This is a genomic window from Candidatus Enterococcus moelleringii (genome assembly GCF_017377575.1).
GTDB classification, from domain to species: Bacteria; Bacillota; Bacilli; order Lactobacillales; family Enterococcaceae; genus Enterococcus_A; species Enterococcus_A moelleringii.
This window is the reverse complement of record NZ_JAFREM010000012.1, coordinates 104,275-117,817: the sequence shown is the minus strand read 5'-3', so window position 1 is coordinate 117,817 and position 13,543 is coordinate 104,275. Positions and strand designations below refer to the sequence as shown.

10 protein-coding genes are annotated in these 13,543 nt (G+C 43.3%); 3 read left to right on the top strand and 7 right to left on the bottom strand.

Annotation, left to right across the window (positions count from 1 at the left end):
* Positions 1–34: 34 nt before the first annotated feature.
* The 5 genes from JZO70_RS07495 to JZO70_RS07475 form a co-directional block, all read right to left on the bottom strand.
* Positions 35–799 (bottom strand): DeoR/GlpR family DNA-binding transcription regulator, encoded by a 765-nt coding sequence (locus JZO70_RS07495; RefSeq protein WP_207672929.1) that lies wholly within the window; start codon positions 797–799, stop codon positions 35–37.
* 131 nt (positions 800–930) lie between these two features.
* Entirely contained in the window at positions 931–1,209 is a 279-nt protein-coding gene (gatB, locus tag JZO70_RS07490; RefSeq protein WP_207672928.1) for a PTS galactitol transporter subunit IIB, read from the bottom strand.
* A gap of 155 nt (positions 1,210–1,364) precedes the next feature.
* Complete coding sequence (locus tag JZO70_RS07485) at positions 1,365–2,135, bottom strand: DeoR/GlpR family DNA-binding transcription regulator (RefSeq protein ID WP_207672927.1); 771 nt, start codon at positions 2,133–2,135, stop codon at positions 1,365–1,367.
* Positions 2,136–2,227: 92 nt separating this feature from the next.
* The gene (locus JZO70_RS07480) at positions 2,228–3,100 is read right to left on the bottom strand and encodes a PD-(D/E)XK nuclease family transposase (RefSeq protein ID WP_207672926.1); all 873 of its coding nucleotides are present in this window, start codon (positions 3,098–3,100) and stop codon (positions 2,228–2,230) included.
* A 203-nt stretch (positions 3,101–3,303) separates the two neighbouring features.
* Entirely contained in the window at positions 3,304–8,064 is a 4,761-nt protein-coding gene (locus tag JZO70_RS07475; RefSeq protein ID WP_207672925.1) for an SdrD B-like domain-containing protein, read from the bottom strand.
* A 609-nt stretch (positions 8,065–8,673) separates the two neighbouring features.
* Between JZO70_RS07475 and JZO70_RS07470 the strand changes: the two genes are divergently transcribed.
* Together JZO70_RS07470 and JZO70_RS07465 are read left to right on the top strand one after the other, a co-directional pair.
* Positions 8,674–9,558: a DUF2382 domain-containing protein gene (locus JZO70_RS07470; protein ID WP_207672924.1), complete on the top strand. Its 885-nt coding sequence runs from the start codon at positions 8,674–8,676 to the stop codon at positions 9,556–9,558.
* Between the two features lie 400 nt (positions 9,559–9,958).
* Positions 9,959–11,104 (top strand): hypothetical protein, encoded by a 1,146-nt coding sequence (locus JZO70_RS07465; protein WP_207672923.1) that lies wholly within the window; start codon positions 9,959–9,961, stop codon positions 11,102–11,104.
* A gap of 145 nt (positions 11,105–11,249) precedes the next feature.
* On the opposite strand, the gene JZO70_RS07460 is transcribed toward JZO70_RS07465, so the two are convergent.
* On the bottom strand, positions 11,250–11,720 hold the full coding sequence (locus JZO70_RS07460; RefSeq protein ID WP_207672922.1) for a hypothetical protein: 471 nt from the start codon (positions 11,718–11,720) through the stop codon (positions 11,250–11,252).
* A 349-nt stretch (positions 11,721–12,069) separates the two neighbouring features.
* Complete coding sequence (locus tag JZO70_RS07455) at positions 12,070–12,915, bottom strand: SDR family oxidoreductase (RefSeq protein WP_207672921.1); 846 nt, start codon at positions 12,913–12,915, stop codon at positions 12,070–12,072.
* Between the two features lie 114 nt (positions 12,916–13,029).
* Here JZO70_RS07455 and JZO70_RS07450 point away from each other — a divergent pair, with 114 nt between their 5' ends.
* Positions 13,030–13,497, top strand: a complete 468-nt coding sequence (locus tag JZO70_RS07450) for an Rrf2 family transcriptional regulator (protein ID WP_207672920.1) — start codon at positions 13,030–13,032, stop codon at positions 13,495–13,497.
* The last annotated feature ends 46 nt before the right edge of the window (positions 13,498–13,543 follow it).

The following is a 13,543-nucleotide window of genomic DNA, read 5'->3' as shown; positions in this document are numbered from 1 at the left end:
AGCAACTAGTCAGTTGACGCGACTAGTTGCTTTTTCATTCGGCTGAAACCAATTCTACCCCGTGTTCAGCTAGGGCTTCGTATTCTTTAGCGTCCTCCAGTAATATATCCGTGATCACGATGTCGATCTCCTCTAAAGCAGCCGTCCGATTAAAGGCCATATTGCCAAATTTGGTTTGATCCGCCAGTACGATATTGCTTTGGCATTGCTGAATCATTTGCTTGGAAACCTGGACTTCCCCCATATGATGGCTGGTTACTCCTGCTTTGCTTTCAATGCCGCTGCAGCCGAAAAAGCCAAGATTGACAAAAATTTCTTGCATATTGTTTAAGGCAAATTGCCCAAACAAAGAGGATTCGTTGCTGCGCAGCAGGCCACCAGGGATGATGATATCAATCGCTTCGTTTTTTAACAGCGTATTGATAATCGGAATGGTGTTGGTCACCACCGTAATATTTTTCATGTGGCAAATTTCCTTAGCTAAAGCCAAAGTGGTCGTGCCATAGTCCAAATAAACACTATCCCCTTCTTCGATATAGCCAGCTGCTATCTTGGCAATTTTCTCCTTGGCATGCCAACGCTCAATTTTGCGTTTTTCGTAGTCGGTCTCACCGGTTTGATTGTCGAGAATCGCCCCGCCGTGAACCTTTTTTATCATGCCGGCTTCTTCCAGCGTATTTAAATCTCGTCGAATTGTCTCGCGAGTGACCTTCAAATTTTTGCTTAGTTCATTGATTCTGACTGAATGCTTGGTATCCAGGGAATCAAGAATGTATTCTTTCCGTTGGGTTGAGTTCATGTCATCCCTCCATTAGTTTTATCTGGTAAATCCGTTAACTTTTTCACTAATAAGCTGCAATCAAACGAAAGCGTATGATTCGTCCAAAAAGTGCGCCAACCAAAAAGAAATGATTGGCGCCCGTTATTAAGCTATTTCTTCAACACATCAAGGATTTTTTCTTCGGTAGCTGCGATATTCACACCTGAGATAAAAGCTACTCCGTGGATCACTGGAACTCCATAATCTTTTTTGACTTTGGCGGTGGTGACAATCAAATCCACTTGATCCTTTTTCGATTCCAATTCATTCACTCGACATTGGGAGACTTCTACCGGAATGCCTTCTTTTTTTGCTAATTCACGAATCTTGTTGGCCGCCACTGTTGAAGTTGCTACTGCTCCGCCACATGCTACAATAACCTTTTTCATCTAAATCCCTCTTTCTTCTGTTTGCATTTTTTGTAATCGTTACCATTATAATAGCATATAATTTTGCTTTTGCAACCATTTATTTTGCTTTATGCAAACTAAATGCAAAAGAACCAAAAAAAACTGACATGCAGATCACTGCATGCCAGTTAGCATTACTCTTCTTTTGAGCCGTCAATCAGTTCTACCCCGTGTTGGGTGAATTGCTGAAGCTCGTCTTTATTTCTCGCTCGATCGGTGATCACGATGTCTAGTTGATCGATGGTTGCTGTACGATTCAGCGCTACCGTGCCGAATTTGCTGTGATCAGCCAGCACAATCGTGGTTTGGCTGTGCTCAATCATCTCCTTAGAAACCAGGTTTTCTCCGGTATGATGGGAAGTAATCCCTCGTTCTGCGTCAATGCCGCTGCAGCCAAAGAAACCGATCGATACATAGATTTCTTTGATATTGTTGGAAGCAAACGGTCCATATAAGGAAGATTCGTTGTTGCGTACAATTCCTCCAGGCATTATCAAATTGATGCTCTTGTTCTTCAGCAGCAGATTAACAATTGGAATCGTGTTAGTCACCACCGTCAAATTTTTCATTTTGGCAATTTCTTTGGCTAATGCCAAGGTTGTTGTGCCATAATCAAGATAAACTGTATCCCCTTCTTCAATATAAGCAGCAGCTTTCTTGGCGATAATCGCCTTTTCATCGTGAAATTCGTTTTTGCGTTTTTCGTAATCAGTCTCTTGGTTGGAGATTTCTAGCACCGCGCCTCCGTGAACCTTCTTGATAATCCCTTTCTTCTCAAGGAAATAGAGGTCTTTTCTGATGGTTTCGCGGGTAACCTTCAGCTGCTGGCTAAGCTCTAGAATTTTTACCGTATGATTTTCTTCCAACTGATTAATGATATATTCTCTTCTGGCTTCTGAATTCATCCAATTCTCCTTTGCAAAACAAATTCTTTCTTCTTTATGATACCATAAAGAATTTGGCAAATTAAGAATAGTGACGGTTTTGGCAAAAAAGACTAGCTTAAATCTTCCATTATCTCTTCCACCTTTTTCTTAGACAATCCTGTCAACTCGACAATCGTCTCAACATCGTACATCTTCTTCACCATTCTCTTGGCAATCGCCTTGCCTTTTTTCTTCGCGCCTTTTTCTTCACCTAGGATTTCAGCAGTGACTGTTTCAGCATCCCGTATCTCAATGGCTTTTTCGATTTGCATAATCGTTTGGATTTCTTCTTCGGTTTGAAAGGAGAACTGAATTTTCAGATGTGCATCTTTAATATAGGCAGGCGCATCATCATCAAATAGTTTTCCGGTTTTGAAGAAATACTGCCAATAATGAGCCGCCGAGCCTTTTTCAATGTTGTCATTTCGCAAGCTGAAAAAGCACAGATTTAGTGGATTTTCACCCCGCGGTCCAGGATAAGCTTCGTAGGTGACCTCATTTCGTAAATCAAATGCTCTCAGTGCTTTGTCTTCACTTTCAAATAAATCAAAGTTCAGCATCACGATCCGATAGGTTGGCCGCGGGGTTGCTAAAAGTTTTTCGCCAAATAATTCCTGATCGCTTAGCGGCAGTTCGCAAAAAGCTTCGATTAAATACTTATAAGCCCGTTCCACTGAATAATCATGATACCAGCGCTGAAAATCGATGGTGATCACGCTGCCCTCTTCCGTCATGGCCCAGATATCGCCTTCTGGCACGGTAAAACCGGTCATTTCCTGGTTCTTTTTATAGCCGTCAATGTGATAGTAGCTCATTGGTGTGACTTTTTTGAAGTCTTTACCTAATAAATCGTTCACGAAGGCGGTCAATATCTCGTGGGCATCCTCCTCGCTAGTCAAAATTTTCTTCAGCATTAAGTCGTTAACTGGTGAATAGTATTCCATAGTTGTTCCCTGCTTTCTTTAATTTTTGGTGTTTCATATATAAGATATGCAAAGAAAGCAGGATTGGTTCTGGGAAAATAAAAAAACGTACATTTTTTCTGGCGGAAGAAATTTAAGTGACTGTCAGTTTTGCAGCACCGGCATGCGTTAACTCACACAAAATAAAAATTGCCTGTCGGATTATCGCGCCGACAGGCAATTTTCTAATCTATTTTCCTTTGCTTGTACCACAATCTGCCAGCAATCACCAGGACCCCAATCCCTAAAACAAAGATCAAATTTTGCTTAGTATCATTGGTTCTTGGCAAAAGCGTACGTCTTCTTTCGTTAGAAGCAGTCGTGCTAGGTAAATTTATGCGACTTCCTGGTGGAACATTGCTGTTACCCGGAATTACCACTTGCCCTTGATTGTTTGTATCTGAGCCAGGTGGTTCTGCGTTATTCGAACCATTTCCAGGAGCTGATGATCCTGGTTCGCTTGAGCCAGGCCCTGATGACGATGGCCTTGAGACGGAGCTGCTGGTTGTTGATCCGGTTGGCGGCGTTGTTGTGCTATTAGTTGTACTACTGGTTCCGCTAGTGGTCGAATCAGTTGTTGTGCCTGTTGTACCTGTAGTATCGCTCGGTTCCGAATCGGACTCTGACGGTTTCGTCGTGGAGTCGGTACTTGTATCGCCGGTTGGTTCTGTTGGTTTTGGCGGCACTGAACTTGGTTCTGGTTCACTGCTTGACTCAGGTGGCTCTGAACTTGGCTCTGGATCACTGCTAGGCTTCGGTGGCTCCGTGCTCGGTACTGTTTCGCTTGTGTCTGGCGGAGCAGTACTTGGACTTGTTTCTGTTGGCAGTGTACTTGATTCATCCGGCGGTGTTGTTGTCGGAACCGTACCTGTATCCGTCGGCGGTGTCGTTGTGTCCTCCGTCGAAGATTCAGACTCGCTGGTGGTCGGCGGATCAACTGGTTTAGGATACACACCTAAGTTCAAGTTGGTTTGCTTGAACAGCGGATTCGGCATCGCCGTTAATTCAGGAAACTCAGTACTTAAAATCGTGTTCCAACCGTCAATTTCCGTCAATTGATCATCTAAGTCCACCTTAGAGCTAGTCGCTGCATTACCGACGTTAAATTGAGTAACCTCCATATCTTCCAATGGGGAAGAATCAGAATCAAAGGCAACTACGTACTTACCTGCTGGCAAATAGGTGAAGGTGTATTTCCCGTCTTCGTCAGTTTTCACCGCTGTCAAGGATTGTCCTCGAAGGTTTTCCGTCACCTTCACATAATTTCCGTTTTCTTCTTTATATAAGGTAACTGGAACATCTTTGATCCCTTGCTCGCTGGCATCCAGCTGACCATCCTCATTGTCATCCAGCCAAACTCTGCCGCTAAGCTTGCGGCCTTTGATACTATGCTGGGCAATACTTGAATGGACTGGCTCCCGATAATTGGCAGCCGAATTGCCATAGGCTTGATGACGGTAAATATCGCCATATTTGTTCCCGTCGTTTTCCATAGTTAAATGAATATTGGCGGTATCGTTGGGGCTGAGTGTCTCCTGAAATTCATACAGGACCGTTTGAACATCTGACAGATCTTGGCTCGAACCAGTATACGGATACCAACCATTTTGCCCAACATTCACCGCGTTGGGATTGCGCTCCTTAATCAGACTGTTATTAAGATAAATCCGAACCGTTTGATCTGTTTCCAGTTCGGTGTCGATGGCTTTTAGCTGATTGCTGCCGGTGAAATTACTGCCTAGATTGCTGCCGCCTTTGTCTAACGGAACAATTCCCCGCACCTTGTCTTCGTCATTCATGGACGTATAAGGGGTAATCGTTACTTTATACGCATCATCGACTTCGCCGAATGCGGGCGCAATTGTTTGATAAATGCTTAGACGGCCAATGTTGGTTACGTTAATCGTTGCCGTAGCTGTCCGCAGCTCTTCATCGCTGGTGTCCTTTTCGGTACTGATTACTGACTTGACCTCCAGTGACGTTGTATTATTCACATAATCGATATTCAGATCATCAAATAGCGTTTCAAATTGAATATCATCCAACACGGCTGTTTGCTCAGGCGTGGAGGTAACTGGTACTCTCCAGGTCAAGGTCTGAGAGGAATCGGGATTGGTCACCACTGTTGCAGGTTCCAAATCGATCCCGCCGTATTTTCCAGTGCCGTATTGATAGGATAAGCCTGGCGGCAAGGTTACAGTCCAGACGATTTCGTCATCGTCGTTGTAATTCTGACTAGCGATGAAGCCATTGTCATGAATGGTCCATGTCGTCGTTTCCGTACTGTAATAACCGGTTTTATCCGATTTTATGGCATTGCTGACTTTTACTGGCACAATACCCAGCGTGTCAAATTTCGTGTGACGGTTGACTGGCGATTGAAGCTCCTCCAGCTTGTTGTCTTCATCATATTTCGTTTCGTTATAAACGGAGTAGCCTTCAGTAATACTGTAACGATTTGGATCATTGTAGCTTTCTGCTGGATCATTTGGATCAAAAAAGTGTCGCTCGCTGTCTCTAAAGACCGCCATTTCAGCCACATAAACGTTGGGAGTGCCTGCTGTCGTACTAGAGCCCAGCTTATCGGTAACGATGGTGAGCTGAACACCTTTTTTCCCTTCGGAAGCATTGTATTTCCAGCTTCTTGCGACAGGGATATTCTTGTCAATCAATACTGCACCAACTTGCTGGTAAGAATGATTGGCTTGAATTTGACTGCCAGTAAACCAGTCGTAATCTTTAATTGTAGCATTCTTTAAATTTTTCAAGGTGTTGGGATTCGACTTTTTGCTGATGCCGTACCAGTATCCTTCATTTAAAGGCGTATTGTTGCTAATCCGTCCAAAGATATGAATCTTTTTCAGCATCGTTTCGTTTGACGCAAAATCGTCGGCTTTCATCTGAAACGAATCAGTGTTCCACTTTTGCAAATATTGATACCCGCCGTTACTGGCTGAATCGCCAAAACCGCCGCCGCCCGAAAGAGCAACCTTAGCCCCGTTGACAGCTTGTCCATCGCCATAAGGATGAATGTCATTGCTGATATCATATTTTCCAAAGGCCAATCCGGTATCAGGATTCTTGAAAATAGACGATAACGCCCCGTTCAAACCCGGAATTTCATTACGCATTGAAAATTCCGTGGTGTTTGTTTTTTCAGTACCGTCTTCTTCCACAAACGTCAGGGTTGCTCGATAGTACAGTGTATTGTGGCGGTTATCTGGATTCAATCTGCCTTCGTAGGCATAGTCATCCGGCAAAAGCAGCCCCAGCGTTTGATTGGTGAAGACTTTTTCTTGCGGCGTGTAGACGACTCTGCCGGTATAGCCGTCTGCTCGCCAAGTCGGAAAGCTGTCGCCGATTTCATAGTCTGATACATCAATTTCCACATCATTTTTTAAATCAAAGCCATCAATTCCATAGCGTCCGCTGCTGTAGACACTATTTGTTCCATTATAGGTCTCACGATCGGCGATGTTGGAGCCGGCCCAATAACTGCGGGAATCATTGAATTGAGCTTGGCGATATTCTACACTGGCAGCATTGCTCCAGGTATTCGGATTTTGGCTGATGCCGTTGGGGCCGCGGCCGTAAGTATTGTTATGATAGTCGACAATAAACGGTGCCTGATCCACCCCATCAAAATCCAGCTGCTGAACGGGACCGGGATTTCCTTCAGCGTTGTCCCAGACCACACGTCCATTTAAAGAAAGCTTCATTTTCAGATCGCCGCTAGGAAAAGCCGCACCTTTAATATCGGTTTTGCCCGCCAGCGGTACTGCCATCAACTCCACGCCAATGGGAATCGTTCGATGGTTCTCGTCATAGGCACTTTCGGTAATAATTGTTTCTGAAGCATATCTGATTGTCCCAGATGAGATCTTCGGGGCAATACTTACTTTGCTGCTGACGGTTCTAGGCGCAATGTCGGTAAATGATTCTTCGATATTTTCGGCAGTCACATCCACCCCATCGACACTGATCACCTGGACGTGAAACTCCGGATGGAGGCTCACCCCGTGATCAGCTCCCAGCACACTAACGATGATCGGGTACGTAATGGCGCTGGAGGATGAAGTAATCGTGTATTCATCTTCATAAGTCACCGTGTTATTGGTGGTGTCATTGGTTGAATGATCCGTGAAAACGGCATTCGTTCGCCCATTCACAATTCCATTGTGCAAAATTCCAGTAATACGCACCTTAATATTCTGCAAGGTACCCCCGGCAGAATCGTTGATGGTCATCTTTAAAGGATACGTGATAGTATCAAAAGAACGCACAATCTGGTTATTAGGGTCGTCATCATTTCCAGGACTGCTGTCGTCATCAAAGCTCTCGGTTCCATCCACAATATCCCGCTCGTACAGTTCAGCGGTCATAGACAAGGTGGTATTTCTAGCTGATGGGCTTACGCTGTCGGGCGTTTCCTCAACTTCCCTGCTGGTTTCCTCAGAAGAACCAGTTTCTATTGGTTCTTCCTCGACAATCGGGATTTGATCTGGCAGAAAGGCCAATTGTTCCTGAGTTTCCAGTTGGGTAATGGTCACGTCATTGCCGTCATTTTGATAAGTACCAGCTAGCTGGAGAGCAATTTGGGTCGCTTCTTCTAATGCCGGCAGCTGTAGCGTTACTTGTTGGCCGTCCACGGAATAGGCGCCTAATGTTTCATTACTTGAAGTGTTTATGATCGATTGATCCGCCTCTACAACTAGAAAATTATCTGAAAGCTCCAGTTGGATTTCCTGCTCTTCTTCTGATGGCTGCACCGTTAACTTGGTTTCGGCTGTTAATTGTTCGTTAACTTGGCTGATTTTTTCAAAAGAATCTAAGCTGAATTTGCCTTCTAATCCCTCCGCCAACGAACGAGTCGCAAAAACGGTCGGGAGAACTAGCGACAATAAAAAGAGCAGAACAATGATCGTATTTATTCGTTTATTTTTCAACGTCACACACCCTCGTTTCAAATCATATTTGGGGGATTTTTTTCCAGGTGTTAGTTTTATTTTTTCAATCGACTTAATTATATAAGATACAAACTAGTGAATCAATAATAAGGTTTGAGACCATTTTGACAACTTGGTTTTACATTTGTTTTATTTAATTCTTTATGTGTATTAATGATAACTAGGAGATTAAAACTGTCCTTCCGCTCAAAAGATTGCGGAAGAAAAATAGATTCAAAGGTCAATTTCCTCCTGGTTTATAGGTTGAATATAGCAAATTGGCAATAGTTGCTTAATTACTAAGAAAATCGTAAAAAGTGAAATATTTAGAAATTCTGCTCCTTTCATCCCTCATCACCCTGGTTCCAGCGGCACAATTTGTTGATCGATCGGACAATCTCTCCATTCTTCTCACCCTCGCACTTGCTGATCAATTATCCGTAATAACTATTGATCTGTTTCTCTCTCCTCGTTTTTAGTGTACTCCTTGAAGTGGACTTCAAAGCAAGCCATTTTTTACTTTCTGTGCACAAGCAGAAAAATTGCGCGATTGGGCAGATGGTGGGAAGATGAATATTGGAAACGAATACAGCGAGAGGAGACTTTATGATGACAAAACGAATTACTGGAAATTATGCAACAATCGATGAAGTAGAAACAGCTGTACAAACCTTGATAGCAGAGGGCTATCCGAAAGAAAGCATTACCTTGATTGTCGATGAACGTAGTGTACCATCTCTTCAATATCAAGACATTCGCGTAGAAACCGGCCGCTTGGAAGGTGAGCACGATGAAAGTCTGTGGCAACGAATTAAAGACTTTGTCAGCGGTGAGGATGATGAAGCGGTGCGTCAAGATTATTATGATACGTATCATGACGACCTTGCCAGCGGCCATATTTTAGTTGCGGTGGATACCGATCAGGTGCCGGAGGAATTTGAACATGGAACCGAAACTGTCGGACAACCGTTGAACGATACCACGATTACCGATACCTCAATGGATACGGCAGCCGCTATCTCGCCAATGGATGATATCGGACCAGGCGTCGGCACCATGGGACTGCCAGACGAGCCTGCTATGTCAGAAGCTTCTGATGAAATCCTGCAAATGCGAGAGGAACGCTTAGATATTGGTAAGGAAAATGTTCAAACTGGCGAAGCTGTGGTGAAAAAAGTAATTACCGAAGAAACCCAAACCATTGAAGTACCGGTTACCAAGGAAGAATTAGTGATTGAACGCAAGCCAGTGGCTGATCAGCCCAGCGGCGACGTGAGTTTCCATAACGAAGAGAGCGAAATTCGTATTCCGTTATCCGAGGAACAGGTTCATGTCACAAAAGAGCCCGTGGTTACTGAGGAGGTTCGCATTTCAAAACGCGAAGTGCGGGATACTACAAGCGTCAGTGATACGGTTCATAAGGAACATTTGGATGTTCAAGCTTCAGATGACAGCTTAGTCCAAGAAGTTGACGATCCAAACGATAAAATATAAATCGCCTTTTCCGCCTAGCGAAGATCGCCTTCGCTAGGTTTTTTTGTGCTGTTAAATGTGTGTTTTCCTGGCAGCCTTTTCTCCCACGATTCGATTTGCGTACTTTGATGAAGCGTTTGTTCAACTATTCACGTTATGTTTTGCATTATTCAGATAACAGGGTGTCTTGACACATCTCGTGGAAAAGCACTGGCATCAACGAATTACTTCCATGTAAAAAGATTTTCTGTGAAAAAGATTAAGAAAATATGGCATGAAAGCAAAAAAAGACTTGCAAACGTTTTATCAGTCCTTTACAATAAAATCAAAATCTAGAGGAACCGCTTTCTAACGGAACAATTTATCCGAAGAAATCACTTACCATGAAAATAATTCATACATAACTAAGGAGCGATGGAAAATGAAGACAGTATTACTGCAACAACATCAATTGCTAAAATTGAAACGAAAAACGTTGAATAAGCGTTTTTTTGATCATTATCAAGAACATAAAGATGCCGCTTATATTCTACAGGCAGCAGTTATGGTGATGGTGCGTAATTTTTTCTCATTCGAGGATCTGTCATTCGTAGCTGAAAAGTTGATTCGTGAGCTTTTTATGGATAAACCTGCTGAACTGGTTTCCGTGCGTCATTTGTCCATTTACTTTCGTGAATATTTTAATGCTGAAGAATGGGACACCGTGATTTCCTCCCTTTATGCCAATCACGACGAATATTTAAAACTTACCGAGAACGCTCGTTTACATACCGAACACATCCGCCCGTTGCTGCACGCTGGCACGTGTGAAGTGGAAACTCCAAAAGACCTAGCCCTCACCTTTTTTGACGCAGCTGGCAAAAAGCACCGCTGTACCATCAAAAATGTTCATCGCAGCTATTCTGCTGAGGAAAACTGTGCTGCCCTGTCCATTTTGGGCACCCTAACAATCTTTGAAAAGGACCGCGTGCGCCGTTTTACCCGTTTGGCCAAATCTCGCTTTATCACGGCAGAAGATGATTACGATTGCGACAATAACGAAGAGCAGCCGGAACCAGCGGTGAAAACTGACCTTCAGCAGCCCGCCGAAAAACCAAAACACTCCCTTTACTTAGACGATCCTCGTCCTCTGCCGAAGAATTTTGACCGTCCAGCCAACTTCGAGGGTACAACCTACGCAGATTGGAAAAAATTCCTGCTGGAAGGCATTGATCTAAGCACGATTTCGGAGAAGGAGCTGATCAGCCGCACAGCCACTGCCCTTTATGATGGAGTTCAGGTGAAGGATGCTAGGGCCAATTTCCAGGTAGATGAGGAGTCGGAAGAGGATATTGACGAACTTGACGGCGAATGGGTCTTCAATCTCGAAGCAGAAATACCCCAGCCGAAAAATAACTCGGAGACGGATACTGCTAAGGCTGACACCGTTGATCCTGAAAAAGCCCGCCTAGAAGAAATCCGAAGACAGCGGGAGCAAAAACAGAAACAACAAAGAATCGATAAAGCGTTGCAGCGAAAAGGTAAAGGCGGGAAAAAAGGCAAAAATGGAAAGGGGAAAAAACGGTAGGCGTCTACCGCTGGATTCTGCTAATTAGGAGAAATTTCGATCGATTGATTAAGCTGAGGGTTTATTGAATTATATACAAAGAAAACTCTGGATGCTTCATTTAACCCTTGCACGCAATTTTTCCAGCTGTCTTTCATGTTTTCAGTTACTGGTTTTGTTGAGGTGAGAGATTATTATTTTTTGAATACTCTATAGGAGCTGAAACTCCCGTTGTTTCCTCCTTAGTTGTTCCATACCAAATAAGCGCTGTACTCTCATTCAAAACTTGAAAACTGATAAACTCTTCCTTGTTTTCGAAGGTGTAAATGTTGTTTTGCTGATCATAATCGGCCAAAAACATCTCTCCACCAAGCATATATTGTGATTCAACCTCGATTTGTTGTTGATCATCATTTTTTAGCACAATCTTTATCTGATTTGTCGAGGATGACCAATCACCAATAAGATTTGAAATATCTATTTTTTGAGGTTTGTCTGATTCTTCAAATGTTGTGCTAACTTCTAGTTCACTCATGCTATGTTCACTACTTTTTTTACCGTTAATTTTTTCATCATTGCAGCCTGTAGTGAATAGAATGACTATTGAGAAAAAGAGTATCATTTTTTTCTTGTTCATGGTTGTCTCCTAGTATTGAATTAATTAACAACTGACATACAGGACAATGAGCCTTTTTTCTATTCGTTGGGAAATTTAATTTTTTAGCTTGCTTACATTTCTCATTACTATTATTAAAACACAGAGTGCGTTGAAGATCGATATTTGTTTTTCCTAGTTTTTCAAAATTGCGCCGTGTCGATCCTTCAGACTGCAATTTTGAAGCATCCGGTTTAAGCTGTGGATCCCCAAATAATCAACGCGCCGATCCAAAAGATGAAACAATCAGCTTCCGCTTTTCTCTCCTCAGTGAACTATAATACTAAAAAAACATCCATGACCTATTCCTAGCGTCATGAACGTTATACAGTTAACCAATCAATTCTTTTACTGCTTCTTCTCTACTGCTTAAAGGATGCCCCAAAACTTTTTCAAAATCATCTGAAGCCACATCCAACACATCGTTTCCGATATCCTTTTGGAAGCCTAAGAAGACCTCGGCCACTTCCTTCGGCAAACCGCCAGCTGTCATATTTTCGACAAACCCTTGATCATCGGCTGAAATGATCTCGATTTCTTTATCCGTCACCTTTTGCAACGCTTGTCCCAGCTCTTCATAAGTAATCGGTGTGCCTGAAAGCTCCAAAATTTCAGGAAAATCCGCTCCCACCAAGACTTTTGCGGCTGCTTCCGCATATTCCCGGCGCAACGCCCAGCCGGTTTTGCCGTTTCCAGCCGCATAGACAAATTTGCCATTGGCTAAAGCTGTTTGCAGCAACGGTACTTCGTTTTCCAAATACCAATTGTTTCGTAAGAAGGTGTGAGGAATTCCTGATGCCGCAATCACTTTTTCGGTATATACATGATCATCAGCTAAAGAACTAGTTGATTCCACCGCGTTGGCCAAGCTAGTGTAAGCTAGAAATGATACACCGGATTTTTTTGCAGCGTTTACTACGTTTTCGTGCTCTGCTTGGCGATTTCCTGGTGCCCCAGACACCAATAATAGACGATCGATCCCAGCCAAAGCTTTTTCCAAGGCGTCTGAATCGCTGTAATCACCAATCCGGATCTGGAAGCCTGCTTCTTTCAATGGGGCTGCTTTTTCTTCACTGCGGGCCAAGGCAAAGATTTCTTCCATTGGAACCAATTCCTTCAAGTGATTCAACACTTTCCCGCCTAATTCACCGGTTGCTCCTGTTACTAAGTATGTCATTCTCTTCACTCCTTTAGTTTTTGTAAATTATTTAGCTGTACATTTCTAACTTACACCTTTAGCTTATCGGTTGTGCTACAATAAGTCAAGAGAATTATTTACAAGGAGGACAAAATGAAGTATTCGATGCAATTTAGTGACGCCATTCATATCTTGGCTTACATCGAAATTTACCAGCAGACCGACTCTCTTTCCAGCGACATGATTGCTAGCAGCATTGAAACCAACCCAGCCAACGTGCGAAAAATTATGAGCAGCCTGCGTAAAGCCGGTCTGATTTTGACGAAAATCGGGAAGGCCCAGCCCACGCTGGCAAAAAAACCGGAGGAAATTAATCTGCTGGACATTTATCGCAGTATCGATGGAGAAACCAATCTGATCCAAGTCGATCCCAAAACCAACCCGGCCTGTGTGGTGGGGGCTAATATTCAGGATGTATTGACCGAAACCTACAGTCAGCTTCAGGCTACCGTCGAAGCGGAAATGGAACAAATCACTCTAGCTTCCCTGCTGCAAAAATTGGCTCAAAAAGAAGTGGAAAAGCATCCAGAAAATCGCGAGTTGCTGGAAAAATTTCTATAATAAAAAAGCGTTAGACGTTTTTGCAAACTCCAGCAGGTTAGCTTTA